Source organism: Rhodococcus sp. KBW08 (assembly GCF_003852455.1).
In the GTDB taxonomy this organism is placed as follows: domain Bacteria; phylum Actinomycetota; class Actinomycetes; order Mycobacteriales; family Mycobacteriaceae; genus Rhodococcus_F; species Rhodococcus_F baikonurensis.
The window spans coordinates 1-26,642 of the sequence record NZ_QAJJ01000007.1; the positions used below are offsets into that span (position 1 = coordinate 1).

Consider the following 26,642-nt stretch of genomic DNA (forward strand, 5'->3'; position numbering starts at 1 on the left):
CATCATCCGCGTCCCCAAGACCTAGGACGCGACCCAACCCACTGCACTGAACGATGGACACCGCCAACTGCGATCTCGAGTCAAGCAGCGACAGCTGTGGACCAACCGTGGATGTATCGGCACATGCATGGTCGAAGGCACTACCGTCGAACCGCCCTGAACATCAGCAAGATTCGGACCACGCTGTGCGCCGACAAAATAGCCAATGCCTCCAGCGCTGCAAAAAGCAGATCGCAACCCACGGTTGTCAATAGATACGATGATTGGCGACGAACAACACTCAGTTGTTGTGGAATATCATGCTTGCGCGGCAGGTTGATCTGTCAGCAGCTCACGAATGCGCCACAAGTTGATCAGACACAGAGCGACGTTCATTGCCACCATGGGCCAAATTTCGAGAGCACCATTGAAAATGGCCAGAACGACGCAGGCAGCGATGTTGAGCACGCGGAATCGCAGTACTCCAGCTTGCATGATCGAATAGATGAGCAGCGCGGACCCGAACCATCCCATGATGTCCAGCCAAGGCATGAGTACCCCATTGTCTAGTGAGCGGGCGATGTCTTTCCATGGCGGCTACGGTGCTGCTGGTTGCGTCGTTTTTGCAGCAGTCGAGCACGCTTGGAATGGGGCATCGGTGTGGATGTACCGGGGGCACCCCAGATCGGGTCAGTACCTATACCCCGCGAGCAGCGAGAATGCGACGCGCGCGCTCGAAAACCGGCAGATCAATCATCGAACCCTCCATCTGACTTGGCCCGTCTTCCGAGGCGTTCTCGATAACTCCACGCGCCCACTTCAACTCCGCTTCGTCGGGTAGATATGCGCGATTGATGGGGCTGACTTGACTCGGATGAATGCACATCCGACCACCAAAGCCCCTTTGTCGTGACAGATGAGACATCGTGTAGATCGCGTCAGGATCGCCGAAATTCATCGGAACGCTGTCGAGGGGTGCCGCTAACCCAGCGACACGGGATGCGAGTACAAGTTCGTACCGAGCATGAGCCAAGTTTTCATCGTCATTTGCAATGCCTAGGTCCAAGGTGAGGTCGACGGCACCGAGCGCCAGGCGTGCGGCACCCGCTGCCGCAGCCAACGACCGCACGTTCGCAACGCCCAAAGCGGTTTCGATCAACGGAATGACAGGTCGGTCGATCTCCTCCGCAGCCTCGTCGATCGCTGCGACGTCTTCGCTCTTGGACAGGATCACGCAGCGCAATCCCGAAAGGCGGCGGAGGACTTCAAGATCACGTGAGAACTCCGGCGAACTGGCTGCGTTTACACGCACGCAGCCGACGCCGCCGTGTGTCAGCCATTCCGTAATCGCTTGGCGGGCTTGCGCCTTCTCTGAAACTGGCACTCCGTCCTCGAGGTCGAGCACTAACATCTGGGGCGCGGCCGCAATTCCCTTGGCGAATTGCTCTGGGCGGTGTCCGGGAACGAACAGCCACGATGCCGAATCGGCAATCCCGTGGCGTGTCACGGCGATCTCCGCCTGGTGTTTTGTCACTGTCGGATTCCTTTCGTCTGAAGTTCGTAGTCGGATTGGATGGACGGGTTCGGCAACTAACGCGGAAGTTCCGTAAGGCTTGCGACCTTCTCGCCGATCAACCGCCGACTCCGGGAGAAGTGACGCCGCGCATCGAGTGCCGCTACTGCGACGATGCGACCGTCGAACGCGAAGACATTGACATGTCCGGTCTCGTCACTGGCGACCTGACGGCACTCGTCCCACTTGTTCAACCGACCTGCGACCTGGATTCGAGTACCGAGAAAGTCGCTCCAGAAATACGGGACGTCGTCGAACTCCATCTGAGTGGCTTTTCCCGCCAGATTGTGGCCCGCAGTCACTCCCTGCATGACCGCATTGGTCCAATGCTCAACGCGTATGCGCTCGCCGAACCTTCGGGAAGGCCAATTCGCAACATCACCGGCCGCGTAGACGCCGGGCACGTTTGATTCCAAAGTTGCCGAACAAACCACGCCATTCTCAGTCGCTACCCCGCTCTCTGCCAGCCAGGCAATGTTCGGCGTCGCGCCGACCCCCACCACTGCGATATCGGCCTTCAATACGCGCCCATCACTTAGGAGCACGCCCGCGAGATCCCGTACCCCGGCAAATCCGTCAACGACGACGCCGACTTCAAGGATTCCGCCGGCTTGCGTCAGTCGACGAGCAGCTGCGTCGCCAAGATCTGTTCCAAGAGAAGGGAATACAGTCGATTCGCGCTCTAGCACCGTAATGGCGAGCCCGAGACTGAGCAGGCTCGATGCTACTTCCATTCCGATGAACCCGGCGCCGACCACAACTGCGCGGCGTGCTGCGCCAATCGAGGCACGAAGTGAGATGGCGTCGTCGAGGCTACGTAGGTAATGAATTCCGCGGAGGTCGGAGCCTGGAACCTCGAGTTGCCTCGCGGATGCGCCCGTGGCGACAAGGAGACGCTCGTACGGATACTCCGAGTTCGATGTCCTTAAGATCTTGGCTGTCGAGTCCAGTTCCACCGCGCGCTCACCGCAACGCAGGTCCAGGTCGAGCTCAGAAATCGCATCAGCGTCCAACAACTTCGGCGGCCGAGTTCCAATCTCAGACGCCAGGTACTCCTTGGACAGCGGAGGCCGATCGTACGGCTCGTGTTCGCCAGCTTCGATCAGAGTGACTTTTCCAGCGAATCCAGCCCTGCGAACCGATTCGACTGCGCGCGCACCCGCGAGTGATCCGCCGACGACCACGATGCCGCGATTAGGCATCATTCCTCCCGGATCTGGCTGGCACATCGAGCAAGATTGCCCGGGCCGGACAAACGGCGATGGCCTTTGTCACTGCTTCAGCAAACTCGGGTTCGAGCAAACCTGCATCCGCTTGCGCGAGTTCAGGGGTGATTTCAACCAAGCCGTCGTCATCTACTCGGAACGCTGACGGTGAGACGGCTTCGCACATGCCGGCTCCAATACACACATCTCGATCGAGCAGTATCTGCTCTTTCTGAATCGACTCCGGCGCCATTTCGATTCCTCTCACACGGTATCCATCCCAAGCTGACCGCCCAGGCCGACTACTAAAATCTCGTCAGTGCCTAATCCAGATTTCGCGATTCTTGCTTGCACGTTAGATATCAACCAAGGCGGTTCGTCAGAATTGTTGATGATGCGCACAACTCGAACCAGACCGATCTCTGAAAAAGTTCGGAAACATCACCGTCAGTTCGGGCGGCTCATATCGGGTACAAAACAGTCACATGCAAGCTACGGCTTGAACCCGACAGGCAAATCAGGTCGACCCCGCGACGCGCCAGAACCGGTCTGGTAACACTGTCTGCCTTCCTACCTGGTCTGGATTGAATACTGAAACACTAATTGACACATTATAAAATGTCAACGGGCACTGCCGTGCGACTCGCGCGAGTACGCGCCACAGTGCCATTTACGCCGGATGTACGTGTCGCCAGGTTCAACCGCCATACAGCCGAGCAAGCTTTATATATTGTCAAGTTGAAACCCGGTTGCTACCCTAGCCCCTGTGTCACTGCAACCTGCGTTAACCCAAACCAAAGGCGAAGTCGCTTACACCAGACTTCGTGACGCCGTCCGGACCGGCGTCCTCCAACCAGGACAACGAGTCACACTCGTCGACTTGTCGGAACAGCTCGGCATGTCGTTGACACCGGTCCGCGAAGCACTGCGAATGATGGCGACCCAGGGCCTTGTCGAGCAAGAGTCGAACAAATTCACCACGATTGCTCAGTACACATTGGAAAGTGGACTTGAGGTGTATCGCTTGCGTCTTCTGCTGGAGCCGCTCGCCGTCCAGCTTGCAGTGCCGGTGGCCACTAAAGAACAATTAGCAAATCTGCGCGCCATCCAAGCTCGTGCTCGGGCCGCATTACCCTCGGGACATTCCGGAGTTCTGGCGGAGCTGAATTACGAATTCCATATGGCTCTCTGCCAGATTTCCAATCAACCTCTGCTTATGCAGTTCATCGAGCGACTGTGGAATGGTGTGCCATTTCAGGCAATGAGCTTGGCCGGCCGTAACGAAACATCCCTCGATGAGCACGATGAAATTGTTAATGCTATCGAGGATGGAGATCTGAAGGCCGCAGAGCTCATACGAAACCATATCGGCCATGCAGCAAGCGCTACTCTGCTCACGTTGCCGACGTCCAGAAACACAGATGAAGTACGCGCGGAGATCGAAGCGTTAGTCCATCCGATCAAATACTGAATCGTAGATGGACCCGCATCAGTGCTCGGAACGGGTCCTGAGAGGTCGAATTCAGTTGCCGGGCAACACACATTGAGTATCGAGGCCGAGGACGTGGTTGAGCCGACCGAAGGCCAACCACGATCCGAGGCACATGCTCAACTCGACGATTTCCCGCTGGGAGTAGTGAGCTGTCATACGTTCCCAGAACTCGTCGTCGAGTCCGTGGTGGTCGAGAGCGTATCTCTCGGCGTATTCGGCAGCGAGGCGTGTCCTGTCGTCGAAGGCATCGGTGGTGCGCCAGTCCGTGACAGCCTGATCGAACGTCGACTCCACTGTCTCGCCGTCACGCTCGGTGCGCCAGTCCTGACAGAAGATGCATCCGTTGATCTGAGCGATCCGAAGCCTGGCCGCCTCGAACTCGCGGAGTCCGAGAGTGCCGTCCGTGTAGACCTTTTGGGAGAAGCCGGCGGCCGCGGGCCCGATGCCTGGGACCATCTCGCCCCACACGTAGCCGATCGGATTCTTGCCTTCGGGTATGTCGATGTTCATGTGAGTACCTCCGAGTTTCGGGCACCGAGCTTGCCGACGCCGGGTGTGAGCGGAACGTCCAGCGCGTCGTAAAGACCGGGTTCGGCCTGACGAAGCCACGGAATTGCATTGACGAGACGTCCTACAGCCGTGGCATTTCCGCCGGCTGCGCGGTTTCCACCTTCATCGGTGGCCTCGACGTTGATCTCGATTCGTGGTCGTCCCTCGACGATCACCTTGTGCGCGCCATCGCCGCCGTCGGGCGGAAGCGGCCAATCGCGGGCACAGGACGGATGAATACGCGTGACGTGTTCGATCACGATCAAGGGTTCCCCGCCGACGATTCCCTGAACCTCGAATCGCAGTGCGCCCTGGGTGCCGGCCGCAAACTCCCCCATATGGTCGGTCGACACGGTTTCCTCGAGCGGGCGGCGCAGCAAGGTCTCGCGGATCTCGTCGAGTTCCACCCCGAGCGCCCGGGCGATGAGCCGAATCTGGCCGCCCCAGACCATGGTGGGCACACTCGGCGCGACCATGGGAGGTTCGTAGTCCATCGGCTGACCCATCCCGATGAGGTAGCGGACCGAATCCGGCTGTTCGTAGGTCGTGTAGTCGAAGATCTCCTGACACCTGATCTGGTCGATTGTCCCCGCGAGCCCGCTGACGAGAATCGGCAGGATGTCGTTGCCCCAGCCTGGGTCGATGCCGGAGACGAACAGAGCGCCGCCGCCTGCCTTGGCTGCAGCTTCGACGGGATCACGAAGCTCGGAGGGTGCAGATTTCGGGTCGTACAGCGCGTATACGGACGGCGTGACCACCACGGCTCCGGCGGTCAGCGCCCGCGTGATGTCTGCAACCGCGTCATCGGGCCGAATGTCACCGGAAGCCGCGTAGACCACCGCGCCCGGGGACCCTGCGAGCACGGCATCGGCATCATCGGTAGCCGCGACGCCCAGGTGCACTCCCAGATCGGCGAGGTCACCGGCGTCTCGTCCGACCTTCGCCGGGTTGGCAACGATGACGCCGACGAGTTCGAGGGCGGGATTGGCTGTCACAGCGCGAATCGATGCACGCCCGACATTGCCCGTACCCCACACGACGGTCGGAATCTTGGACTCGGCTTCATTCGAAACTGCACCCATCAACCGGACATTACCCAGCTCAGCGCGTCAGGTCAGCAGAATTGCAAGAATTCGTTTCACTTCATCCGGCCAAGAATGCCATGGCCTGCGCAGTCAGTGCGCCGTCACCGCGTCTCCGGTAAGTCTCGGCGGGCCGGCCGTTACCCGGCCTACTCATCTCGCCGGTACTTTCGAGCGCGTCGAACACCTGCCGGCGGAAGCTGTCCTTCTGAAACGGACGATCGAAGACCACCTCGTACAGTCCCCGAAGTTCGGCGACGGTGAACGATCCTCCCGCCAATCCGTCCGGATCCACGTACGACGCGTACCTCGTGCGGAGGTCCGTGACCGCGAGTCGCACCATGTCGGCGTGATCGAACGCGAGTCCGCTCACTGCCTCGTCGTCGTACACATCGACGAGAAGCGCCGAATCGGGCAGAGCCGATTCCGGTAGGCCCACGGTATGCGCGACCGACAGAACCCAACCGCGATCGTCGCGGTCAGGTCGGTCGAAGATCGCCAACTGGCGAAAGTCCGTCCGAGCCAACTCTGCCTTGACCGACAATGCGCGATCAGCTGCGGCCGTGAGCAACTCGCGTTCGTGGAGAAAAGTTCCCGGTAGCGCCAGCGAGCCCAGACGGCGCCGAACAACCAGAACCTTCAGGGATCCACCGCTGTACGTCAACACCGCGACGTCCACTGCCACGGACGGACGTGGGTAGTCCGATAATGCCCTGCCGCTCGTGTCTGTCCATTTATTCACCCTTGCATGTTATCTCAAACATGATCTATGGTTAGCGCAAAGTTGATCAAACGATCTCCGCGAACTTGAAAAGGTGGCTATGAAACTCACCGCACAGCAGTCCGATCGAGCGGCCGGCGTTCTGCTCGGCACCGCAGCAGGCGACGCACTCGGCGCTGGCTACGAATTCACCTATCCGAACACCGAGGTCACTATCGACATGATCGGCGGCGGCCCGTTCAACTGGGCGCCGGGAGAATGGACCGACGACACCTCGATGGCAGTTTCAATCGCCGAGGTGGCCGCGACAGGAATCGACATCGGAAGCTCTGACGGCCTCGATACCATTGCAGCACAGTTCATCCGGTGGTACGACTCGAAGCCTGCAGACATCGGCAACCAGACGCGAGCGGTATTGTCTGCCCGCTCCGAAAGCGCAGCCGCCATGGCGGATCGTGCGCGGGCGATCAGCGGCCGCAAGGCCGGCAACGGCTCGCTCATGCGCACCGCTCCCGTCGCCCTCGCCTACTTGGACGATGCAGAGCGAGCCAGGTCGGCCGCGCACCGGATCAGTTCACTCACGCATGACGACCCGCGCGCCGGACAGGCATGCGAGTTGTGGACCCACGCCATCCGCCATGCCGTTGTCGCCGGCAACTTCGAGGGGGCTCGCGACTTCCTCTCCGTTGCCGATCAGGAGGTCGCCGAATACTGGGGCCCGCTGCTCGATCAGGCCGAAACCGGGAAACCTCAGGACTTCTCCAAGAACGGTTGGGTGGTGCATGCACTTCAAACCGCTTGGTGGGCCATCACTTCCACGGACAATGCCGATGCTCGCCACCTCCAGTACGCGCTGGAAGCAGCCGTGCGAGCCGGCGGGGACACCGACACGACTGCGGCCATCGCGGGTGGCCTCCTCGGCGCCCGTTGGGGAGCGTCGGCGGTTCCCGCCCGGTGGCGCCGGATCATGCACGGCTGGCCGGGATACCGTTCCTCCGATCTGGTTCGCCTGGCGATCAAGACTGCTCGCGGCGGCACCGACGACAAGAACGGTTGGCCGTCGACGGCAGAACTCGATTACTCGCGGTTCCGCGGAACCCACCACCTGACCACGCACCCGCACGACGACGGCGTCCTGCTCGGCGGCGTCGATGCGGTGTCCACTGCGGACTACGACGCTGTGGTCAGCCTGTGCCGCATGGGAACACGGCAGGTCTGCTCCGATCACGTCGAGTTCTGGTTGGTCGACGATGGTCCCGATTCCAACGCCAACCTCGAGTTCGTCCTCGACGACGCAGCGCGCACCGTCCAGGCGTTGCGGGCTGAAGGCAAGCGCGTACTCCTTCATTGCGTTCAGGCACACAGTCGCACACCGTCGGTTGCGGCGCGATACTCGATGTTGATCGGACGTGACCCCTACGACGTACGCTCGGCTATGCCGTGGGCTCGCCCCAAGCGTGAACTCTGGAACACGGCCCTCGGAAACACGGCCGTTGGAAACACAGGAGGATCCATGCCCGCTATTACCGTCGTCGAAGGCGACATCACGACGCTGACCGTCGACGCCATCGTCAACGCGGCCAACTCCAGGCTCCTCGGCGGCGGCGGTGTCGACGGCGCGATCCACCGCGCCGGCGGACCGGAGATCCTGAAAGCTTGCGAGGTATTGCGCAACACCAGCCTCCCCGACGGCCTGCCGGTGGGTGCAGCCGTAGCCACCACCGCGGGAAAGCTCCACGCCAAGGCCGTGATTCACACCGTCGGCCCGAGGTATTCACGATCCGAGGACCGATCCGGATTGCTTCGGTCGGCGTACACGCGCAGTCTCGCCGTTGCAGACTCGATCGGCGCACGAACCGTCGCCTTTCCGTTGATCTCGGCAGGGGTCTACGGCTGGCCGAAGGAAGATGCGGTCCGACAAGCCGTTTCAGCGATTCGCGCGGCGAAGACCGAAGTCGAGACGGTCACACTGGTCGCATTCAACAAGGAGACGGCAGACCTGATGCGCCGCGCGATCGCTTGAACACCAGCGGCGCAGTCACGACACTCAGCCGTGGACCTGACGTGGACCAACTCGGTACGTGAATGCACGCTCGACTTTCGATACAAGTGCTGCACGTGGCTTTTCACGGTCGAGACGCCGATGAACAGCGCACAGGAGTTGTCGATATTGCTCACACCCTGTACCAGCAGTTCGACGACGTCGCGCTCCCGAGCAGATAGTTCCAATGTTCGGTCACTGCAGAAGAATCCGGCGCACTGGGCATACGATCCAGCATGCAGTAGGACTGTTCGACGAATCCGTGAAGCTTCTCCAGAGATTGATTCCTTCCCTCGAGAAGTCACCGCCGCGAACTTGTACCAGCAACTGTCATCGACACGGTGTCGCAGCTGCGCCAATCAAAGCGGTGACCAAGTGCGAATCCAGCGCCACCCGAGACGAGTTGCAATCTGGGCGATGGTGCGGGCTGACTCCAACAGATCAAGGACTTCTGAAATGCGAAACGACACCGGATGGCCGGTCAAGCGACTAGCGTCGAATCGTATGACTGCACTCAACGCTATTTCCCGGATCGGTGTCACTGCCTTTGCGGCCCTTACGATCTCCGGCGTGATGATGCCGGGGACCGTGGCAGCGGCGCCGAGCACGGTTCCGTTCCAGATCGATCCTTACATCCCGCTCGTCGACTTGCCCACGCCCCACCTAGGAGCGATGGTCGGCGAAGAGTCGGGCGTCGCCGTGCTGCACGTGCGCCGCGCGCCCGGGGACGGAAACCCGCACTCCGCGGTCGTCCACTGGCTCAGTCTCGGCACCGGAGCGTACGGATCCGAGTCATTTCCGACACTGGATGCTCAACCCGTCACCATTCGTCCGGGCTCGGGTCAGGTTGTCGCATACGTCGATCCCCAGGCGATCGGAACACCGGGGTTCGGAACCTTCTTCGTCCCGTGACACCTACGTGTTCGCCAGACCGCGCCCTCTGCGCCGACAGGACAATGTCACGTCGTTGAACATGAGGACTCCTGCGCACGGTTGGACAGCGCGAGTATGAGAGCTTCGGACGCTCTACCTGCCATCGCTACGATGTCCTTGTCTAAGCGCGTGTGCGAGAGTCCGAGCACGTATTCGTCGATTCAGTTCGAACTCGGAATGCGATCGAAGCGGCCCGCAAGGACGATGTCTTCTCGGCCCAACTCGACCAACCCGTGAGGATACTCGAGCACTCGCTCATAAGATGGGCATACCTCACGCACAAACTGTTTCGCACCCCCCCCGGGGAGCGCGGTTTCCAACTCCGCCACGCGCGGTAACTCTTCCGCCAGGACCCCGAACCATCCATCCATGCCGAGGGCCGGTCGATTATCTTCGGCCTAGATCTCGCCCAGCGTACGTCCGGTGACTGCTCGTAGAACACCATCGATCAAGTGACCATAGGTGCCGACATGCTCAGCAAGCGCTGAATCCCGGCAGACCCGCACGATGGGTGAGGACGTCCCGCAACGCAGTGCAGGCTCTCCCTTGGTTCCGCACTCTGTCCAGTAACGACTCAGTGGTTCATCGAGTTCGAGGGCCCTGCGCGACTGCTGCCAAAGTGTCGAGTGAGGCAAAGGGTTTGGAGGTTGAATACGCGAACTCCAAGGTGTCGGAACGCCACTGCTGACTATGACCCCGCTCCGCCCAGCCTCCAGACAAATTCATCACCTCGCACCCGCCGATACCGACACAGCACCTCCCACCGAACTGACACTCCGGCCCAATCGACCTCAAGTAGTCGTGCTTGACACCAGTACCCCCTCACCGCCTAGTCTATACCCCCAGGGGGTATCTCCAATTTCCCGAGAAGGGAGTCATATGTCTACCCATCCGAAAAACTGACACACGTCCAGCGCCATCTTCGGTAGCGGTCGGAGGTTTGCGCGGAGCCCCTGGTCGGATTCTTTCCGAGATAGAGCCGAGCCCGACGAAATCTGAAGCGCACGACCCAGGTGATTGCCAAGCCACCGGCATCGATTCCCGCGGCCGGCGAAACGATCTCGGTGAGGCGACCGGACGGGAAGTGCGGGCTGTTCTTTCTCTCCCGTCAATTCACCCCTTCGGCCAGACAGCCGGCCGAATGTTGTTCAGCCCGAACGTCAATGACTAGAAAGGAAACACCGATGTCCACTCCAAAACTCCTCATCGCCTACGACGGGTCACCGAACGCGCGTGGCGCGATGCAAACCGCTGCAGGACTTTTCCCCGGCGCTATTGCAGTGTTGCTCTACGCCCGCCAACCGCTCGAAGGCTTTGCTGCGCACCTTGAAGGCCATCCGGCTCTGGAGAAACTGCAAGGCCTCGACGCCGCGGCATTAGACGTCTCGGAGAAAATTGCCACCGATGGCGCGGAGCTGGCACGCAGCTTCGGCCTTGTCGCGGAGCCCCTGATCTCGTCCACGATGGCCACAGCGTCTGAAGCTATCGTGGAGGCCGCCGAGGAACTAGACGTCGATGTGATCATCCTCGGATCCCGCGGCTTGCGGGGCTTCAAGGCGACGCTACTAGGAAGCACGTCTGCGAACGTCCTTCACCATGCCACTCGTCCCACTCTCGTAATACCCTCGGATGCAGTAGCTTTGGCACGCCGAAACAATGGGAGAACAGCAGACGCAGAATAATCACGCCCGAACAGCATGCAGAACAAGCTGACTGGCCGATCTCGCAATCGGGATCGGCCGTCAGTGCGTTGTCAACGAAGACAATTACTACATCGATACTTCACGCAGGTCTTTGCCACAATCTGCCGACGGCCCCGAGGAGGCACCTAGGCGACTCCAATACAGCCTGAGGCGGTCGCGAAGATCAACGACCCACTCCGCGCCTGGTCCACTCGGAGAATCAAGCCCTGAGCGCCTTTCTGTGGCTTCGAGAGTCGATTCAGCCCCTCGGTAGAGCGGAGAAGAAATCCGACTGCGCAGCGTGGCAATTCTGCATGACCATTGCGGAATTCACACCGACCAGGTCGGCGTGGTCATTGCCAGCAGCCGGTGTTCGCACCTCTGATCGACAGCTGCTCGTTGCTCAGGATCGTTCACTACCCCGTGTCTGGACACATTCGCCTGTGCCTGGTGTGATCGATATCGAAGCACTACACCAGTTCCGCGTCACAAACCTGAACTCCAATTGCTCAAGGAGTTCCGCGCCGAACTCTTCCGTCGTATGTACGACGAACCGATTCATGCTGCAAACCTGAGGCTCGAGCGTGATCCCGATTTCCATGTCGAAGCCGACGAGATCTACCGGGAACCGGCGTACGACTTTCCGCCGCGCGGACACCACACCACGTTGAACACACCACATTGAAGCGCTGGAAACGGGCCTGGCGAGTGGAGAAATTTCACCGGTTGGACGTTTGTCCAACAATTTGTCCGATTCGCATATTTCGCGGCGCGCTCTGTGTTCTACTCCTCTCCAGGGTTTGAGCTGGTGATGAGCAAACGACAAAGATGTATTCGCTTCTCTGTCAGCTCGAGGCCGGTTCCCGGACCCGGCTTCAAGCCGAGAGCTCGATTTTTTTCGAGCGCTACTCAAGGAGAATGTGAATGGTGTCGACGTTGATGCGCCGAGGAGTGGGGGTGGCTGCGTCCTTGACCGGATGCGTTGCCCTGGTCGTCGGCGGAGCGGGAGTGTCATCCGCCGCTGATGTGAACCTTCCGTTCACGGCGTCGTGTCACGGGTGGCAGTTCCCCGGCCCGATCACACACAACGAGACACGCGATTCCGGCGTCACGATCAGTGCCCCGACCGTGGTTCCGCCGAACTCCACCTTCACCTACCGCCTTGCCCCCAAGCCGATGACGGTCCCCAAAGACGGCTACGACCTCAGGTCGGTCGTGAACTGGACGCGTCTCAAGTTCGATTTCGACATTCCTGCGGGCACCACCTTCGTGGGAGCGCAGATCGTGGCCGGGACCAGCTCGAATCTGGGTGGGGTCGCTCCCTCGGTCACTCGTGTGAACGATGCCGGTTCACCCGATCCGAATGGGACGCATCTTCGTATCTCGGGCAACAACATCACCGCGGGCAACGGACCGAATACCGACGACAACGGCGGCGGCGGAATCGAAGTCGGTGGAGGAAAGACGTTCCAGCTCCCGGCAGTCGACGTCACCGTCACGTCCGGGGCCGTCGGCACCCAGATCAAGCCCATGCTCCGCGTTTCCGATACCAACTCGGGTTCCTACGACAGTGCCGCCAACTACCTGACCTTCCTGCAACAAGAGACCCTGCTCGGCGGCGTCAAGTACTGGCTGACCACCAATTGCTCACCACGCGACAACCGTTCGGCCGGATTGAACGCTGGCGGCCAGCCACTCGCCGTGATCAATGTCGACTCCAGCCTCGCCCAGACACAGACGCGAATCGACGCACCCGGTAAGGCTGTCGTCGGCGACTCCGTCGAGTTGACGGCAACGGTCACTCCTTGGCCGTCGGGAGGAACGGTGCAGTTCCGTGACGGAGGGGTCGATCTCGGCGCTCCGGTGGCCGTCGTCAACGGCGTCGCGAAGGCCAACCGCACGATGACAACAGCAGGCGACCACAACATCACGGCGTACTACACGGGATCTGCAGGCTTCATGGAATCGATGTCGGGTGCCGTGACGATCAACGTCGTCGAACCGTCCGAGCCCGAGCCTGGCACCGGTAGCCTCGGCAGCCTTGGTACCCCGGGATTCGGGTCGTGAAAACTGTGAACGGAAACCAGGATTCGTCGATGAACTCGAAACTGCTACGCGGCTCTGCGATTGCAACAGTCTCGGTACTGGCAGGCGGCTTGTTCTCCATCGTCGGCGGCGGAATCGCCTCTGCTGCCCCCGAGACCAAGAGCGTGGCCTTCACAACTGCATGCCATGTGCGCGAGATGGACGGTGCGGCAAGCCCGATCACGTTCAACGAGACGCTCGGCTCGGGGGTCACCATCACCGCGCCGACCACCGCGGCACCAGGTGAGACCATCACCTACCGGGTGCAGCCGAACGAGATGAAGGCAAACGGCGGCGGCCATGCCAGCCGTGGAGTCGTGCATTGGGCCCGGATCAAGTACGACTTCGACATCCCGTCGGGCGTCGAATTCGTGAGTTCCCAGCTTGTGGCGGACAGTGCGTACGGCCTCGGATCCGACAGTGCCACTCCAACAGTCACACAGATCGACGACGGCGGTAATCCATCGGCATCCGGTACGCACCTGCGTATCTCCGGATCGAATCGGACCACCGGAAACGGTCCGTCCTCCGCGGTTCGATCGAGTGACGGCATCATCGTCGGTGCCAACACCAAGTTCCGACTCCCCGCAGTCGACGTCACAGTCAAAGCCGGTGCGGCTGGTAGCGAGATCAAGCCTTCGCTGCGAGTTTCCGATCCCGGCTCCGCCAACTACGACGACGACCGAAATGCGCTCACATTCGTCCAGCGCGAGAAGGATGTCTTCACAGTCAACTACTGGGAGCGCTACAACTGCTCCCCGCGGGACAACCGGAACTCCGGCCTCAACGCCGGTGGGCAGGCCCTGACCACCATCTACGTCAGCCAACCGACAACCACCACAATCCAGATGCCCGACTCGATCCAAGCCAGCACACCGACAGAGCTTGTCGCAAAGGTGGATCCGGCTCCGGTCAACGGAAACGTGCAGTTCAGGGTGGACGGCGCTGACGTCGGTACACCTGTCACGCCCGGTGCCGACGGCACTGCCCGGCTACCGCATACCTTCTTCACCGCCGGAACCGCGCGGGTCTCCGCAACGTTCCAGGGAGTCAACGGATTCCAGAGTTCCAACTCGACAGAGACGATGGTCACGGTGACTGCCGCACCTGTCGTCAAACAAACCGACACTGCCGTGAACGTTCCTACCGATGCAAAGACGGGCGTATCGGTGTCGCTGAGGGCGCAGGTCACGCCGACACCCACCGGCGGCACTCTCCAGTTCAAGGACGGCGCTGCTGATATCGGTGCTCCGATCCCGGTGGGCGCTGACGGCAAGGCCACTCTCGAACATGCCTTCACCTCGGCAGGATCTCACGCAGTGTCGGCCTACTACTCCGGCGCAACAGGTTTCATGCCGTCGATGGCATCGGCCCAAACGGTCACCGTGTCCGATCCCGCGCCCTCCGATGTCACCACCTCGACCTCACTGGCAGCACCCGCGACGGCCAAGCAGAATGTCGCAACAGAGCTGACCGCGACGGTCGCTCCCAATCCGGGCGGAGGCTCGGTTCAGTTCTTCGACGGTGACCAACCCATCGGACAGCCCGTTGTCGTCGGAGTCGATGGTGTGGCGCGCCTGACCCACGCTTTCGCATCGACTGGTGATCATCGGATCACGGCGTCTTTCGCGGGGCGAAGTGGATTCACACAGTCCGCGTCCGACGAATCCGTCGTCAAGGTCTCTGCTGCGCCTGACGATGGCGGGAACGGCGGCTCGGGCAGCCTCGGTTCACTGAGCGGTCTCTTCGGTTCCTGATCGTATTTCGCTCGACACTGTTGCCGCTGCACCGATTCGGAGCAGCGGCAACAGCATGTCACGGCTGTAGTCATAGCACTGATTGATTTATCGATGGAGCACAGGTGTTCAGGAATTCTCTTTCTCGACGGTCCTTTCTCGCCGCCGGGGTCGGTGCGACTGCAGTCGCCGCCACTTCCCTTCTGCCCCCGTCCCTTCAGCGCGCACTGGCAACGCCCGCAAACTCCGGTGGGCTCGATTCGATCGAGCATGTTGTCCTTGTCATGCAGGAGAACCGATCTTTCGACCACTACTACGGCGCACTGAGGGGTGTTCGCGGGTTCGGGGATCCGAATGCGTTGCGACTACGCAGCGGCCACAGCGTCTTCGAACAACCCGGGCCTACCGGTCCTGTGCTCCCCTTCCCCATCCGCGACTCCGCTGCGGCACAACGCATGGACACCCAGAACGTCACCGGGCTGGATCACAGCTGGGCGGGCGGACATGCCGCACTCGCCGACGGCTGGCACGACGGCTGGGTAGCAGCAAAGACCGGCACGACGATGGCATACTACGACCGGCAAGACATCCCATTCCATTACGAACTGGCGGACGCGTTCACGATCTGCGATGCCTACCACTGCTCCGTGCCGACCTCGACGAGCCCGAACCGGAACTACTGGGTCTCGGGATACACCGGATACGAGCCACTTTCGCCCAATCCAACCGAGTCGATCCTGCCCTCGGATCCACCCGGCCCCGAGGGAAGAGCTGTCACCAACGCGGCCTACAACCCCTGGCACGCCGGCTACGGATGGAAGACGGTCCCCGAGCGGTTGCAGTCCGCCGGCATTTCCTGGAAGACCTACCAGGAGTGGGACAACTTCGGAGACAACAATCTCGAATACTTCACTGCCTTCAAGAAAGTGGCGGCAGGGCTGCTTGGCCGACCGAGCCTGCTCCCTTTCGAACTGCAGACCCTGGCCGGGTTCTATCTCGCCCTGCCCTCGATGCCGGCGCCGGTTCAGGATGCAGCGGTACTGGCCCTCGAGGATGCCGCAGATCAACTGTCGGCTGCTGATCGCCAACTCTACGATCGCGCGCTGTACCGATCCCGGCCCGGCACATTGGCCGCCGAGTTCAGGAAAGACGTCGAGTCGGGTCGACTGCCGCAAGTCAGCTATCTCGTTCCGTCCGAGGTGGATTCGGAGCATCCGTCGGGATCGTCACCCGCGGCGAGCGCAACACTGCTCTACCAAGTTCTCGACGCCGTCGCCTCCGATCCGGATCTGTGGGCCAAGACGGCCGTGATCGTCAACTTCGACGAGAACGACGGTTACTTCGACCATGTACCGCCGCCCCGACCGCCGCACTCGATCGAAACCGAATGGGTCGGCAATCAGCCGCTCGGTCTCGGCCCGCGGGTGCCGATGACGATCATCTCGCCGTGGACTGTCGGCGGTTTCGTTTGTTCCCAGGTTTTCGACCACACGTCCGTCACACAATTTCTGGAGAAGCGGTTCGGAATCACGCAACCGGAAATCGACCCGTGGCGACGCACGGTGAGTGGTGACCTGACGTCGGCGTTCGACTTCGCCAACCCGCGTAGCCGACCGACCGTGTCCCGTCCGCAACCCACCCCACCACTGGAACCGCGCTGGACGCCAACCCCACCCACCGAACAGAGAATGCCCCTGCAGGAGAGCGGTACTCGACCAGCGCGGGCACTTCCCTATCAGCCCGACGCTCACATGAGCGTAAACCCTGGCGCCGGCTCGTTGACGCTCCATCTGGCCAATACCGGTGCCGCATCCGCACACCTGGCCTTGTACCCGTATGCGCGAGAGTTCGACGAGCCGCGACATTACGACGTCGAGGGCGAGATCGACGACATCGTTGCGCTCAACGAACGCGTCTACAACCTGACCCTGTTGGGTCCCAACGGGTTCAGACGAGAGTTCGGCGGAGCGACCGACAGCGCGGCGGCCGCGCTCGACGTCTCCACCACCGTCGACGCAGGGTCGCGCACTCTCATGCTGTCCACGACAAATTCCGGAAGTCGTGCACTGTCGGTCAATGTGGACGGGGAACGACGGAAACTCGCTGCCGGGGCACGCGGTCGGTGGACGGTGATGTCGGTGGACGGTTGGTATCAGGCCACCGTGACAGTCGACGAAGATCCTGAATTCAAGCGCGTACTCGTCGGGCACATCGAAAACGGGCGGACCAGTGTCAGCCAACCGACGTGAATCAACAGCCAGCGATCGAGTCCAGACCCGAATTTCCAGTGGGACAAGTCAATCCATCCACACTTTTGTAGGAGGCTATCCGTGCGTCGCATCCCGCTCTCGGCACTGATCATCGCAGGCTCGCTGGTACTGGGCAGCGGCATAGCCGCCGCCGAAGGTAGCCTGCCCATGCCCGGCAGTGCCGGTGGCACGGACGTGCCGCCGTCATATCTGACCGACGACGCCGGCCGCTCTCTGATCCTGCGAGGGTTCAACACGGCGTCGAGCGCAAAAAGCGCTCCGGACGGCATGCCGAAGTTCACCGAAGCCGACCTCGAGCGCGAACACGCGGACATGGGAACAAATTTCGTGCGGTTCCTGATCTCCTGGCGATCGGTGGAACCCGAACCGGGACAGTACGACCAGGAATATCTCGACCGCGTCGAAGACCGGGTCAGCTGGTACGCCGACCGCGGCTACAAGGTCATGCTCGACATGCATCAGGACGTCTACTCCGGCGCGATCACTCCCGAGGGCAACAGTGGAAACGGCGCCGGCAACATCGGCAACGGCGCACCGGCCTGGGCGACCTACATGGACGGCCTTCCGGTCAGCCCTCAAGACCGGTGGGAGCTGTACTACATCCAACCCGGTGTGATGCGTGCATTCGACAACTTCTGGAACACCACGGGCCAACACCCCGAACTGGTCGAGCACTACGCGAATGCCTGGCGGGCGGTGGCCGAACGTTTCGCAGGCAATGACACCGTCGTGGCCTACGACCTGATGAACGAGCCGTGGGGCGGTTCCCTGCAGGGCCCCGCATTCGAAGGTGGACCACTCGCCGCCCTGTATCAGCGAACCACCAACGCCATCAGGGAAGTTGATCAGGACAGCTGGGTATGTGTGGCTCCGCAGGCGGTCGGCGTCAACCAAGGTGTCCCCAGCGGGCTCACCAAGATCAACGATCCACGTGCCGGCGAGCAGCGCATCGCCTACTGCCCGCACCTGTATCCGCTGCCCCTCGACCTCGGTGACGGATACTCGGGCCTCTCACGCACTCTCACCGACGCGACCATCGACACCTGGCGCGACAGCGTCGAACACATAGCCGGAAACGTACTCGGCGGCGCTCCGATCATTCTCGGCGAATTCGGGCTCGACACAACACTGCCCGGCGCAGGCGACTACATCGACCGCGTCTACACGACCGCCCGAGAACTCGGCGCGGGCGTGTCCTACTGGTCGAGCGATCCCGGGCCCTGGGGTCCGTATCTCCCCGACGGAACACAGACGATCCTCGTCGACACCCTGAACAAGCCGTATCCCCGCGCCGTCGCGGGCACACCCACCGAATGGTCCTCGACCGTTGACCGTCTCCAGCTGACCTTCGCCCCGGACCCCGCGGTGACGGCACCGACCGAGATCTATCTACCTGAGAGCGGCTTTCCCGGCGGCGTCGACGTCGCGGGTGCCGACATAGTGAACTGGGATCCCCAAAGCCGCCTCCTCACAGTGGAAACCGCGGACGACACGGGTCCCGTCACAGTCACGGTCACTCCGGCTGCCTGATCTCGAGAGTCGAAGTTCCTGGATATCCGTCCCGTTCTTTCGTAACGTACACACGACGGGTGATCAGCCGACGGAAGGCGAGTATGTCCACGGAGAAGATGTCTGTCCAAGATCGTGTTGCGCGGGTGGTTCTCGATGTCGTCGGCGCCTTACCGACCGGCGCGCAGCGCATTCTCGGTGGCAGGCCTAAGGAGGTCGACGGGCAGACTCTGCACCCCGAGATCCAGCTTGCGCTGCGATTGCTCTCGGCAGTGGAAGGTACGAGCTTCGAGAATCTTCCGGTCGAAGAGGGACGCGCTCAGATCGACGCCGAATCACGGCTGTTCGGCGGTACACCGATCGACATCGAGACGGTTCGTGACCTCGAGATCCCGTGCGGGGATCACGCAATTCCCGCACGGCTGTATCGCCCGGCCGGAGTCTCCACGCCCGCTCCACTTTTGGTGTACTTCCACGGCGGCGGGTTCGTCCTCGGCAGCCTCGAAAGCGGCGACAGTGTGTGCCGCTTCCTGGCCCGACACGGCGAAATCAGCGTGTTGTCGGTGGACTACCGGCTTGCGCCCGAGTTCCCGTTCCCGGCCGGGGTCGACGACGCCGTCGCCGCCTTTCGGTACTGCGTCGAACATGCCGCAGAACTGGGCGCGGATCCGAGATCCATTGCGGTGGGCGGAGACAGCGCCGGCGGGAACCTGGCTGCCGTCGTCGCGCAGTCCACGACCGAAGACGCCGTCAAGCCCGTCTTCCAACTGCTCTTCTTTCCCTGGGTCGACCTCTCGTCGAAGCGTCCGTCGCACAAATTGTTCGGCACCGACTTCTTTCTCACCGACGCCCAACTCGATTGGTATGCAGCCCATTACCTGTCGGGCGGCGCTTCGGCTCTCGACCCGCGAGTCTCGCCGCTGCTCACTCCGGACCTGGCCGGACTGCCGCCCGCGTACGTTGCGGTAGCCGGTTTCGACCCACTACGCGACGAGGGCGAGGCGTATGCGAACCGGCTGCGAGAGGCCGGAGTCCCGGTCGCGCTGAGGCGTCACAGCGGATTGATCCATGCCTTCGTCAACACCACCGGCGTCGGCCATACCGGGCAAGACGCGATGTTCGAGGCCTGCGGCGCTCTACGGGTGGGACTCTCGGGCCCGCACTGACGGCAGATCAGGAAACGGGGAGAGCCAGATCCGCCCACTCGACCATCGCTTCGAGCACGGAGCGCAGTTCCATCCCCGTCGCAGTGAGTTCGTACTCCACTCGCGGCGGCACCTCGGCGTAGGCAGTCCGGGTCACCAGGTCGAACTCCTCGAACCGTTTGAGCCTGGCCGACAGTGTCCTTGGACTGATGCCGGGCAATGCGCGTCGTAGTTCCGTGAAGCGCATGGGGCCGTGCGTGAGCTCACGAACGATCAGTGTCGCCCAAGGTCCGTCCAGGACCAGCAGGAAGCGCGCGACGCCACACTCCGGAAGCACGTGACCTGATTCACTCATCGATTCCCCATTAGTTCACTTGAAGTAACTGGTTCCCGATCTGAACTATAGGCGTCATGACTTACACAGTGCATGGCGCCACCGGCGCACAGGGTTCCCCCGTTCTCGCGGGATTGGTCGCGGCTCTCGCCGGATCGACAGGCGCGGAGGTCCGGGCAATCACCCGTAACCCCGACCAGACGTTCGAGGGTGCGAACACCGTCGTCGCGGACAATGCGTCAGTCGACGCTCTCGCCGACGCTTATCGCGGGGCGGACGGGGTGTTCTTTCACCTGCCACTCGCCGGCGACACCGAGACGCTTGCGGGTTACGCCCACAACGTTCTGGCAGCAGCGAGAGTGGCACGTCCTTCACGCTTCGTGATCTCTACCAGCGGTACGGTCATCGGCGACACCACTTCGCCGCTTGGCGGTCCCAACGCCCCCGTTCTCTCCGAGCTCGTCGACGGACTTCGCGCCGAAGGCATCGCGGTGACCGTCCTGACCCCACGCTTGTTCCTCGAGAATCTACTTCTGCCCACCGTTCTGTCGGGGGTGAAAGACGATGGCGTCCTGCGTTACCCACTGCGTGCCGATCTCGCGGTCGCATGGAGTTCACATCTCGACGTCGCTGATGCAGCCGTCGCGGCCTTGACTCTCGACGGGGCACCGGACGCGGTCGACATCGGACAGATTCCGGCGATCACCGGCACCGAATTGGCCGAGGCATTCGCTCAACACTTCTCGCGCGCAGTAACTTTCGAAGCCGTGACACCCGACGCCTTCGGTGCGTCGATTGCACCGATCATCGGAGCGGGCGCAGCGGCCGGGGTTTCTCAGCTCTACACGGGGCTTGAGTCCGCCGACAACGTCGCGTTCGACTCGGCGACGGGTTCTGCTGCCACCTTGGGTATCACTGCCCGCAGCACCCGGGCCTGGCTGGCAGATCTCGGGGTGAACTGACCGGAACAACGCAAACGGCCGGCTCCGCGAAGCATCGCGTGGAGCCGGCCGTTTTCCGGGGTCACCGGTGCGTGCGGGTCTTCAACTGGCGGTTCAGCTGCCGACTCCCGAAGTCCAGACCGGCACCGTCACTGGTGGCCAGCACGGTGAGTCCAGCGGCGACCAGCAACGAAATAAGCACAACGCTCATGGTGAGTCACCTTTCTTCCTGTCGTGAAACGGTTTTGCGCCTCCGGGAAATGTCGACATATCCGGCACCCCACTTCAGCTGACCTCAAAGTATCTGTAACTATGGGTTACGCGCAATGTGTGGTCCCTCACCTGAAAGCGCAGGGTGATGCGCAGATCACGCTGCGCTCGTTGGCGGATTTACCCGGCCAGAACCATGTTCACGAACTCGTCGGCGAGTGCATGACGGTCCGCATCGCTGCGAGGAACCGCATCGGGCGCACTGTGCACCAGTTGCATCTGCCCCAGGTACATCGAATACGCAAGTACGCCACGATATTCCGCCTTCTGCCCGTCCATACCCAGATCGATCAACAACGTCACGATGTAGGCGACTCGACGCTCGGTGACACGTCGAACCACCGCAGAAACCAAAGGATGGTCGATCCCGGCAAGCAGTTCCAATTCCGCACGGCGTCCTGCCAGTCCGGTCGTGACCGCCTCGACCAGGCGACGCAATCTGACCTCCGCCGGTTCACCGGACGACTCGACGGACGAGATCAGACGCTCGGTTGCCAGGACCTCCCATCGATCGAGAGCAGCCTGCAGTAATTCGTCGCGGCTCGCAAAGTGCCAATAGAAGGAACCCTTGGTCGATCCGAGCGTGCGCGCCACCTTTTCCACGGCTACTGCATCAGGCCCATGGCTGGTCAGAGCCTGGAAAGCTGCATCGATCCACTGGTCGCGAGAGAGTCGGGCACGGGCATTCGTCACCTCCGTACGGTACCGTATGGGTAGGTTCCATACGGCACCGTACGGAGGACGAAATGACACTCGCTTTCAAGGCCATGCCTGCACCGGACTGGGCAGAAGCCACCACGATCACCATCCCGTCTGTTCCGACCCATACCTCCGAGGAGTGGGCGCAGGCAGTCTTCGACGTCAAGAATGTCCCCGCGCCAGTCCTCGCGATGTTCTGGCTCAGGGAGCGGGTAGTCGGACTGCTCGGCATCGCCCAGGGACGCCCAGACACCTTTGCCGTCGACAAGATCGCCGACGGCGAGGCCCTCATCGAAGCGGACGAGAAACACCTACGATTCGTCGCCTCGGTTCAGGCCGACAACGACGCCGGTCTCCTGCACGTCGTCACTGCAGTGGAGCTGAAGAACCGCGCAGGCCGAATCTACTTCGCACCCGTTCAGGTACTGCACGGCGTGATCACGCGGGCAATGATGACGTCCGCACGAAAGAGACTGTGCACGTGATCAACCGTCCGGACCGCCCTTGAGTTCCAGACTGATCTGATCGGCATCCAGCGCGGCAAGTGCCGATCCGAGCATCCGGGCGTCAAAGAGCCCGTCGTCCCGCGCGTCGAGGAGCGCTTGACGCTGCGCGTCGATCACGTCGAGCTGGGTCTTCTTCTTCGACTGCCCTTCCGGTGGAACGAAACCCGCAGAAGCATCCTCGAGGAGAGCGAGCAATCGTCGATGTTCGTCGAGTTCGGAACTGGTGAGGTCCTGGTCTGCCGGGCCGACCGCTGCGACGACGCGCTTCAACGTCCCGCCCTGCAGTATCAATGAGCCCGCAGCCACCAGGAACGCAACCAAGATCAGGAGTGAGCGGCTCGGGGTGTCTTCCGGAAGAGTCTGCGCGGCAGCCAGAGTGACCGCTCCGCGCATACCAGCCCAGATGACGATCGTGCCTTCACGCCATCCCAGAGGCGCGGCAAGGTAGTAGTCGATATCGGCAACCGTCCGCCGAACCCGAATCTTGAACCGTTCCATCTGGTTCGCCGAAGGCTCCCGACGCCTACTGCGGCGTCGTTCGTCCGGTGGGTAGTCCTCGGGATTGTCGAGTCGATTCGCGATGTCGGAGAGTCTGGGCTTCATGCGTTCTCGAAACTTCGCCCGTGCTTGGAGTGCTCGCAGGAGCGGGGCCACGTACAGGGCCCGCACCAAGATCGTGAGGAACAGTGCACCCGCCGCCACGAATACCGCCGTGTATATGCCCTCGTGGTCGACCCGGACGTCGTCGACTATCGACGAGAGTTCGAGGCCCATCACCAGGAAGATCGCACCTTCGAGGACCAGTTCGACTGTGCGCCAGTTCTGGGAGTCCGACAACCGATGACTCGGCGACAGCTTCCGGGGAGCGTCGTAGCCGGTGACGAGCCCGGCCACGACGGCAGCGACCAACCCTGACGCACCCAACTCTTCGGCAGGGATCGCCGCCAGAAACGGCACCGTGAACGAGATGACCGTGTTGACCGTCGAGTCAGTGACACGGGCGCGAACCATCAGGTTGACCTTGCCGACGACCACACCGATGACCGCTGCCACGACCACGGCAAAAGCGAACTTGCCCAACACACTCCACAGCGACACCGACGCGGCCGCCCCGGCGATGGCAGTACGCAGCAGAACCAGAGCGGTGGCGTCGTTGAGCAGGCTTTCGCCTTCGAGGATCGACACCACCCGCGGCGAGACCGGGAGTTTCTTGACGATGGACGTAGCGACGGCGTCCGTCGGGCTCACGATCGCGCCGAGTGCAATGCCCCACCAGATGCCGAGTCCTGGTATCACCCAAGAGAAAAACGCACCGAGAACAAGCGCACTCACCACCACGAGCAGAACGGAGAGTCCACCGATAGCACCGAACTCACGCCGAAACTCCATCGACGGCATCGAGACCGAGGCGGAGTAGAGCAGCGGCGGAAGCACGCCTGCCAGAATCCATTCCGGATCGATGTCCACCGCGGGGACAAAAGGTAAGAGGCTGACAACGATCCCGGCCATCACCAGAATCAGCGGTGCTGCGACTCCGATCCGCGCTCCGAGCGTCGAGGCCGCGACGATACCGAGCAGACCGAGCACCACGATGATCAGAGCATCCACTGCTTCCCCCCACACCCCGGATTTTGTGTCTCGCTCTTTCTACACCTGCGCCGGCGCCGGGGGCGAGACCTGCCAGGCGACGGCGATCAGAACAACCGTGAATGCCGATGCAGGCCACAGAGCGTGAAGACCGATCCATCGATGAACCAACGCACCGATTACCGCTCCGGCGATCAATCCCGCGCACATCCCGAAGTGTTGCAGCCACGCCCACTTCGGGCCGCCCAGGAAGGCTCCGGTCAGACGCTGGCCCATCTTGACCAGCGCACCGGTCATGTACGTGACGCCGATCGTCACCTCGCCGTCGCGCTGGAACACCGAGTTGACGGCTCCCATTGCCAAAGCCATTGCCGAGATCGCGCCTGGGGTGACGTCGAGGCTGCTCATCACCGAACCGATGGCAAGCAGCCCGGCCACAACCGCGAGCACCGTGACCTTGCGAGCCCGGACGGAATAGCGCTCCGTGAAGTGGGTGACGACGGTTCCCAGCGCGATTCCCAGGAGGAAGAGCACGATGATCCCGCCGGCCACCCGCGCAGTCGACCACACCCCGTCGGCAAATGCGACGCTCGCCTGCGTCATGTTTCCGCTCATGAACGAGACGAAAGGCCCTCCGAGCGTGATGAATCCGAGCGCGTCGACGTAACCGGCCAGCCCGGCGAGCGCTGTCGCCAGGCCGATCAGCGACCTGCTGTATCCCGTCACCCGACGAGCTCGGTTCAGCTCAGCTTGCTGGTACGCAACTCGTGACCCTTGGACGTCTTGCAGCGGCCGGTCTCGAGATCCCACTGCCAGCCGTGCAGATCGCAGGTGAGGTTGGTGCCGTCGACGACACCGAACTTCGACAGGTCGGCCTTGAGGTGGGGGCAACGACGCTGAATCTCGTACCCGCCCAACTCGATCGACGCGCTGTCGTCGTGGGCCTCGGCGAACCAGCCATCGGCGTAGGCGATGCGTTCGTCGGTGAGGCACTTGAAGAACGTGTAGAGGAACTCGTTGTAGCCACCGATGCGCCACGCCGTGAACCGCGTCGACAAGAAGATGGTGTTGACCCAGTCGGGCTCGTCGTCACGCAGAACAGTGCGAACCAGTTCGGGAGCGATACGGAAGCCGTAGCGGTACTTGCCTTCTCCTTCGATGGGCTCGCGAACGATCCGCTTCGGGAAGTCGAGGACGACGGTCTCCTCCCCCATCACGAGTCCGACGGGGTAGCCGATTCCGTCGCAGATGAGGTCGGACTGAGCCATGATCGGCTCGAACTTGGCCTTGAGACCGTCGAGCAGCGGCTCGCCTTCGGCCGGAGCCCACGTGGCCTTCTGCGCGGCGATGACCGGCGCCATCTTCTGCGCCATCTTCTCGATGTATTCGGCCTTGTTCGAGAAGATCTTGTCGACGTCCGCGTCCGGGATGGGATGCGTCAGGGCGACCTTCTCGCTTCCCCGAAGTTCGACGGCCGAGCCGGGGATCATCAGCAGACCACGATCGTTGCCGTTGATGCGCATCTGCTCGAGGAACGTGATCTGGTCGGGGAAGATGTTTCCCTCGTCACCGTGATCGTCGTTGAGGTAGCGCAGGTCGTCGTCGAGGAAGACCGGAGGGCCGGCCGACGGGACAACCCAGGCAGCGTCGACCTGGGAGATGTAGTTGCGGCAGCGGTCCATGCCGCGCTGACGCTTCTGCTTGCCGAAGTTGCGCTTGGTGCCCTTCGGGATGTCGTAGACCATCGGGTACCAGATCGCGCCCGAGTACTGCAGCAGATGGATGTCGACCTTCCCGAAGGCGTCGGTCAACGGGTCAAGGTCGACGGGCCTGGCGTCGTTCATGTTGAAACAGGTGGTTTCCCCGTCCGAGACGACGAGGCCCGAGTCACCGATCGGACCGTCCGCGGGAGCGCGTAGAGCGATGATCATGATGTCGAGGTCGCCCTTGGGGCCACTGACCGTGTGCTTGACGGAATCCTCGGTCTCGAAGAACTTGTGGAAGCCGAGCTTCTCGAGCTCACGCTTGAGGTCCGGCACCGGGTAATCGGGGAGCAGGACGGTGGCGTCCTTGTTGACGTGCGCGATCAGATTCTTCGGATCGAAGTGGTCCTTGTGCAGGTGCGAGACGTAAAGGTAATCGCAGTTGCCGAGCGCGTCCCAGTCCAATTCGGTGTTGTCGGGGAACGGCACCCAGGACGCGAAATACGTCGGGGTCACCCATGGATCACACAGGATGGATCCGGCCTCGGTCTGGATGTGAAATCCTGCGTGGCCGACGCTGGTGATCTGCATTGCAACCTC

At 61.9% G+C, this 26,642-nt stretch carries 25 protein-coding genes and 2 pseudogenes; 13 read left to right on the forward strand and 14 right to left on the reverse strand.

The genetic code is table 11. The features are described 5' to 3' along the window. Nucleotides 1-297: 297 nt before the first annotated feature. The 4 genes from DBV08_RS08585 to DBV08_RS08600 all read right to left on the reverse strand — a co-directional run bounded on the left by DBV08_RS08585 (nt 298) and on the right by DBV08_RS08600 (nt 3,025). On the reverse strand, nt 298-531 hold the full coding sequence (locus DBV08_RS08585; RefSeq protein ID WP_124567148.1) for a hypothetical protein: 234 nt from the start codon (nt 529-531) through the stop codon (nt 298-300). 145 nt (nt 532-676) lie between these two features. Beyond that, the gene (locus DBV08_RS08590; RefSeq protein WP_185564547.1) at nt 677-1,513 is read right to left on the reverse strand and encodes a CoA ester lyase; all 837 of its coding nucleotides are present in this window, start codon (nt 1,511-1,513) and stop codon (nt 677-679) included. Between the two features lie 56 nt (nt 1,514-1,569). Beyond that, nucleotides 1,570-2,754 (reverse strand): NAD(P)/FAD-dependent oxidoreductase, encoded by a 1,185-nt coding sequence (locus DBV08_RS08595; protein WP_185564550.1) that lies wholly within the window; start codon nt 2,752-2,754, stop codon nt 1,570-1,572. Then, on the reverse strand, nt 2,747-3,025 hold the full coding sequence (locus DBV08_RS08600; protein WP_260395396.1) for a ferredoxin: 279 nt from the start codon (nt 3,023-3,025) through the stop codon (nt 2,747-2,749). Before DBV08_RS08600 ends, DBV08_RS08595 begins: the two co-directional genes overlap by 8 nt. A 498-nt stretch (nt 3,026-3,523) precedes the next feature. On the opposite strand from DBV08_RS08600, the gene DBV08_RS08605 reads away from it, so the two are divergent. Then, nucleotides 3,524-4,228, forward strand: coding sequence for a GntR family transcriptional regulator (locus tag DBV08_RS08605; RefSeq protein ID WP_124567151.1), 705 nt, complete (start codon nt 3,524-3,526; stop codon nt 4,226-4,228). A 51-nt stretch (nt 4,229-4,279) separates the two neighbouring features. Here DBV08_RS08605 and DBV08_RS08610 read toward each other — a convergent pair whose 3' ends face one another. The 3 genes from DBV08_RS08610 to DBV08_RS08620 all read right to left on the reverse strand — a co-directional run bounded on the left by DBV08_RS08610 (nt 4,280) and on the right by DBV08_RS08620 (nt 6,622). Continuing rightward, nucleotides 4,280-4,759, reverse strand: coding sequence for a carboxymuconolactone decarboxylase family protein (locus tag DBV08_RS08610; protein ID WP_019745891.1), 480 nt, complete (start codon nt 4,757-4,759; stop codon nt 4,280-4,282). Then, a complete protein-coding gene (locus tag DBV08_RS08615; protein ID WP_124567152.1) occupies nt 4,756-5,880 on the reverse strand; it encodes a dihydrodipicolinate reductase in 1,125 nt (374 codons plus the stop codon). The genes DBV08_RS08610 and DBV08_RS08615 overlap by 4 nt, the downstream gene beginning before the upstream one ends. 61 nt (nt 5,881-5,941) lie before the next feature. Then, nucleotides 5,942-6,622 carry an NrtR DNA-binding winged helix domain-containing protein gene (locus DBV08_RS08620; RefSeq protein WP_124567153.1) on the reverse strand — a complete coding sequence of 227 codons (681 nt, stop codon included), beginning with the start codon at nt 6,620-6,622 and terminating at the stop codon, nt 5,942-5,944. A 79-nt stretch (nt 6,623-6,701) separates the two neighbouring features. Here DBV08_RS08620 and DBV08_RS32805 point away from each other — a divergent pair. Together DBV08_RS32805 and DBV08_RS32810 are read left to right on the forward strand one after the other, a co-directional pair. Further along, nucleotides 6,702-7,544, forward strand: a pseudogene (locus DBV08_RS32805) (ADP-ribosylglycohydrolase family protein); the annotation flags it as partial. Nucleotides 7,545-8,114: 570 nt separating this feature from the next. After that, nucleotides 8,115-8,624 carry an O-acetyl-ADP-ribose deacetylase gene (locus DBV08_RS32810; RefSeq protein WP_042922970.1) on the forward strand — a complete coding sequence of 170 codons (510 nt, stop codon included), beginning with the start codon at nt 8,115-8,117 and terminating at the stop codon, nt 8,622-8,624. A gap of 50 nt (nt 8,625-8,674) precedes the next feature. On the opposite strand, the pseudogene DBV08_RS33245 reads toward DBV08_RS32810, so the two are convergent. Beyond that, nucleotides 8,675-8,947: pseudogene (locus tag DBV08_RS33245) on the reverse strand (response regulator transcription factor); the annotation flags it as partial. 199 nt (nt 8,948-9,146) lie between these two features. Here DBV08_RS33245 and DBV08_RS08635 point away from each other — a divergent pair. The 8 genes from DBV08_RS08635 to DBV08_RS08675 all read left to right on the forward strand — a co-directional run bounded on the left by DBV08_RS08635 (nt 9,147) and on the right by DBV08_RS08675 (nt 20,023). Continuing rightward, nucleotides 9,147-9,554 (forward strand): hypothetical protein, encoded by a 408-nt coding sequence (locus DBV08_RS08635; protein WP_124567155.1) that lies wholly within the window; start codon nt 9,147-9,149, stop codon nt 9,552-9,554. Nucleotides 9,555-10,759: 1,205 nt separating this feature from the next. Next, nucleotides 10,760-11,257: a universal stress protein gene (locus DBV08_RS08645; RefSeq protein WP_124567157.1), complete on the forward strand. Its 498-nt coding sequence runs from the start codon at nt 10,760-10,762 to the stop codon at nt 11,255-11,257. Between the two features lie 505 nt (nt 11,258-11,762). Continuing rightward, nucleotides 11,763-11,942, forward strand: coding sequence for a hypothetical protein (locus DBV08_RS32260; protein ID WP_124567158.1), 180 nt, complete (start codon nt 11,763-11,765; stop codon nt 11,940-11,942). Nucleotides 11,943-12,181: 239 nt separating this feature from the next. Beyond that, nucleotides 12,182-13,324 carry an Ig-like domain-containing protein gene (locus DBV08_RS08655; RefSeq protein WP_124567159.1) on the forward strand — a complete coding sequence of 381 codons (1,143 nt, stop codon included), beginning with the start codon at nt 12,182-12,184 and terminating at the stop codon, nt 13,322-13,324. Between the two features lie 29 nt (nt 13,325-13,353). Further along, nucleotides 13,354-15,099, forward strand: a complete 1,746-nt coding sequence (locus DBV08_RS08660) for an Ig-like domain-containing protein (RefSeq protein WP_260395400.1) — start codon at nt 13,354-13,356, stop codon at nt 15,097-15,099. Nucleotides 15,100-15,203: 104 nt separating this feature from the next. Further along, nucleotides 15,204-17,327, forward strand: coding sequence for a phosphocholine-specific phospholipase C (locus DBV08_RS08665; protein WP_124567161.1), 2,124 nt, complete (start codon nt 15,204-15,206; stop codon nt 17,325-17,327). Nucleotides 17,328-17,408: 81 nt separating this feature from the next. Further along, nucleotides 17,409-18,878 (forward strand): cellulase family glycosylhydrolase, encoded by a 1,470-nt coding sequence (locus DBV08_RS08670; protein WP_124567162.1) that lies wholly within the window; start codon nt 17,409-17,411, stop codon nt 18,876-18,878. 83 nt (nt 18,879-18,961) lie between these two features. Next, complete coding sequence (locus DBV08_RS08675; protein ID WP_124567163.1) at nt 18,962-20,023, forward strand: alpha/beta hydrolase; 1,062 nt, start codon at nt 18,962-18,964, stop codon at nt 20,021-20,023. 7 nt (nt 20,024-20,030) lie between these two features. Here DBV08_RS08675 and DBV08_RS08680 read toward each other — a convergent pair whose 3' ends face one another. Further along, nucleotides 20,031-20,357 carry a helix-turn-helix domain-containing protein gene (locus DBV08_RS08680; protein WP_019745900.1) on the reverse strand — a complete coding sequence of 109 codons (327 nt, stop codon included), beginning with the start codon at nt 20,355-20,357 and terminating at the stop codon, nt 20,031-20,033. 56 nt (nt 20,358-20,413) lie between these two features. Between DBV08_RS08680 and DBV08_RS08685 the strand changes: the two genes are divergently transcribed. Beyond that, a complete protein-coding gene (locus tag DBV08_RS08685; RefSeq protein ID WP_095972271.1) occupies nt 20,414-21,298 on the forward strand; it encodes an SDR family oxidoreductase in 885 nt (294 codons plus the stop codon). 61 nt (nt 21,299-21,359) lie between these two features. On the opposite strand, the gene DBV08_RS32815 is transcribed toward DBV08_RS08685, so the two are convergent. Both DBV08_RS32815 and DBV08_RS08690 read right to left on the reverse strand, forming a co-directional pair. Then, nucleotides 21,360-21,488 (reverse strand): hypothetical protein, encoded by a 129-nt coding sequence (locus tag DBV08_RS32815; RefSeq protein ID WP_003943237.1) that lies wholly within the window; start codon nt 21,486-21,488, stop codon nt 21,360-21,362. Between the two features lie 179 nt (nt 21,489-21,667). Further along, entirely contained in the window at nt 21,668-22,240 is a 573-nt protein-coding gene (locus DBV08_RS08690) for a TetR/AcrR family transcriptional regulator (RefSeq protein ID WP_095972270.1), read from the reverse strand. Nucleotides 22,241-22,293: 53 nt separating this feature from the next. Between DBV08_RS08690 and DBV08_RS08695 the strand changes: the two genes are divergently transcribed. After that, nucleotides 22,294-22,731, forward strand: coding sequence for a DUF2867 domain-containing protein (locus tag DBV08_RS08695; protein WP_124567164.1), 438 nt, complete (start codon nt 22,294-22,296; stop codon nt 22,729-22,731). Here DBV08_RS08695 and DBV08_RS08700 read toward each other — a convergent pair whose 3' ends face one another. From DBV08_RS08700 to DBV08_RS08710, 3 genes are read right to left on the reverse strand one after another with little or no spacing between them, the layout of a single operon-like run. Beyond that, the gene (locus tag DBV08_RS08700; protein ID WP_124567165.1) at nt 22,732-24,360 is read right to left on the reverse strand and encodes a sodium:proton antiporter; all 1,629 of its coding nucleotides are present in this window, start codon (nt 24,358-24,360) and stop codon (nt 22,732-22,734) included. It lies immediately after the preceding gene. A gap of 39 nt (nt 24,361-24,399) precedes the next feature. Then, a complete protein-coding gene (locus DBV08_RS08705) occupies nt 24,400-25,065 on the reverse strand; it encodes a YoaK family protein (RefSeq protein WP_124567166.1) in 666 nt (221 codons plus the stop codon). 14 nt (nt 25,066-25,079) lie between these two features. After that, complete coding sequence (locus DBV08_RS08710; protein WP_124567167.1) at nt 25,080-26,633, reverse strand: MBL fold metallo-hydrolase; 1,554 nt, start codon at nt 26,631-26,633, stop codon at nt 25,080-25,082. Nucleotides 26,634-26,642 lie beyond the last annotated feature (9 nt).

What these genes read in the sequence shown, in the direction of transcription:
- DBV08_RS08585 (WP_124567148.1), bottom strand. Translation starts at nt 531, where the DNA reads ATGCCTTGGCTGGACATCATGGGATGGTTCGGGTCCGCGCTGCTCATC.
- DBV08_RS08595 (WP_185564550.1), bottom strand. Translation starts at nt 2,754, where the DNA reads ATGCCTAATCGCGGCATCGTGGTCGTCGGCGGATCACTCGCGGGTGCG.
- DBV08_RS08610 (WP_019745891.1), bottom strand. Translation starts at nt 4,759, where the DNA reads ATGAACATCGACATACCCGAAGGCAAGAATCCGATCGGCTACGTGTGG.
- DBV08_RS08615 (WP_124567152.1), bottom strand. Translation starts at nt 5,880, where the DNA reads ATGGGTGCAGTTTCGAATGAAGCCGAGTCCAAGATTCCGACCGTCGTG.
- DBV08_RS32810 (WP_042922970.1), top strand. Translation starts at nt 8,115, where the DNA reads ATGCCCGCTATTACCGTCGTCGAAGGCGACATCACGACGCTGACCGTC.
- DBV08_RS08635 (WP_124567155.1), top strand. Translation starts at nt 9,147, where the DNA reads ATGACTGCACTCAACGCTATTTCCCGGATCGGTGTCACTGCCTTTGCG.
- DBV08_RS08645 (WP_124567157.1), top strand. Translation starts at nt 10,760, where the DNA reads ATGTCCACTCCAAAACTCCTCATCGCCTACGACGGGTCACCGAACGCG.
- DBV08_RS08655 (WP_124567159.1), top strand. Translation starts at nt 12,182, where the DNA reads ATGGTGTCGACGTTGATGCGCCGAGGAGTGGGGGTGGCTGCGTCCTTG.
- DBV08_RS08660 (WP_260395400.1), top strand. Translation starts at nt 13,354, where the DNA reads ATGAACTCGAAACTGCTACGCGGCTCTGCGATTGCAACAGTCTCGGTA.
- DBV08_RS08675 (WP_124567163.1), top strand. Translation starts at nt 18,962, where the DNA reads ATGTCCACGGAGAAGATGTCTGTCCAAGATCGTGTTGCGCGGGTGGTT.
- DBV08_RS08680 (WP_019745900.1), bottom strand. Translation starts at nt 20,357, where the DNA reads ATGAGTGAATCAGGTCACGTGCTTCCGGAGTGTGGCGTCGCGCGCTTC.
- DBV08_RS08685 (WP_095972271.1), top strand. Translation starts at nt 20,414, where the DNA reads ATGACTTACACAGTGCATGGCGCCACCGGCGCACAGGGTTCCCCCGTT.
- DBV08_RS32815 (WP_003943237.1), bottom strand. Translation starts at nt 21,488, where the DNA reads ATGAGCGTTGTGCTTATTTCGTTGCTGGTCGCCGCTGGACTCACCGTG.
- DBV08_RS08695 (WP_124567164.1), top strand. Translation starts at nt 22,294, where the DNA reads ATGACACTCGCTTTCAAGGCCATGCCTGCACCGGACTGGGCAGAAGCC.
- DBV08_RS08710 (WP_124567167.1), bottom strand. Translation starts at nt 26,633, where the DNA reads ATGCAGATCACCAGCGTCGGCCACGCAGGATTTCACATCCAGACCGAG.